Here is a 1,213-nt window from a genome sequence, read left to right as displayed (position 1 = left end):
TGCAGATAGAACCGGCCGTAACAGGGCGTTCGTGGTTTACGGGACAGGACACCGTAACCCACGCAGACCGGTTGTCCGGTAGCCTCAAGCTCACTGATTTTCATCCATTTTTTATCTCCGTCCAGCCGGAAGCTGATGCAGCCCCTGACCCTGCCGGTGAAGCTCCAGCCCAGCTGGCTGACATGCCGGAACCAGTCTGTCCGGAAGCCTGCATCCGTAATGATGGTGACGGCTTTATCTTTCGGGATGGCATCATGCAGGCGGTCAAGGAAGCGGCACTGTACATCGCTGTTCTGCGCCAGCTCTGCGGGGACAACCTCACTCATAAGCGGCAGTGAGCGACCATTACAGACCAGACTTGCCCGCAGCAGATGCCAGTTCCTGTCATGCCAGCCGGTCCAGTCGACAGCAATTACACAGAAGGGCATCAGGGAAGTGATGGAATGTGTGAGCAGGTGCTGAATACGGGGAATGTCCCGGTGAAGGGCGGTATTACCCAGGGCACGGTCAACACGTTTAATTTTATTTTTGACGTGCGCCCTGCCGGGAAGAGTGCGACCAAGGCTGGTCAGGGTCAGATCCGCACCGTGCGTGAGGGCAACGGCCATGGAAACAAGGACATTAATCCGGAAGCTGTGAATGTCCGGTAAAGACGCGGAGAAAAATTTCTGGCAGACTGTCTGTAAAGGCACGATGAGGTCTCTTCTGATTTGTTAGCGCAACCAGTAGATCACACTTCATCGTGCTTTTCATTTTTCTGGGGAACCCTCAGCCCGCAGGGTGAGGGTGAGAGTGAGGGAGAAAACAAAAGCAAAAAACCCCGCACCTTACGGTACGGGGTTCTTCTTATTTGATGCCTGGCAGTTCCCTACTCTCACATGGGGAGACCCCACACTACCATCGGCGCTACGGCGTTTCACTTCTGAGTTCGGCATGGGGTCAGGTGGGACCACCGCGCTAAAGCCGCCAGGCAAATTCCTGTGCTCTGTCCTGTGTCTTTTGGGCTGATACTGCGTTTGCTGCTCTCGTAAAGTCAGTCACATACCTCAGTATGCTCCTTCCTTTCCTTCGCTTGCCGCCTTGTCTCAGCGCAAAATCCTTCGGACTCTGTATCAGGCTGAAAATCTGTCTCTTCGCCAAAACACCTTCGGCGTTGTAAGGTTAAGCCTCACGGTTCATTAGTATCGGTTAGCTCAACGCATCGCTGCGCTTA

General features: G+C 54.2%; 1 protein-coding gene and 1 rRNA gene. Both read right to left on the bottom strand.

The window, feature by feature from the left end:
* Window positions 1-692: IS4 family transposase (locus tag ACOTX3_RS26040; RefSeq protein ID WP_421635001.1), on the bottom strand; the 692-nt coding region annotated here is incomplete at its 3' end.
* Between the two features lie 163 nt (window positions 693-855).
* Window positions 856-971, bottom strand: a 5S ribosomal RNA gene (rrf, locus tag ACOTX3_RS26035).
* Between the last annotated feature and the right edge of the window lie 242 nt (window positions 972-1,213).

This window comes from Enterobacter cloacae complex sp. IR5384 (assembly GCF_049237265.1).
Classification (GTDB): domain Bacteria; phylum Pseudomonadota; class Gammaproteobacteria; order Enterobacterales; family Enterobacteriaceae; genus Enterobacter; species Enterobacter cloacae.
This window is presented reverse-complemented; position numbering and strand designations above follow the sequence as displayed.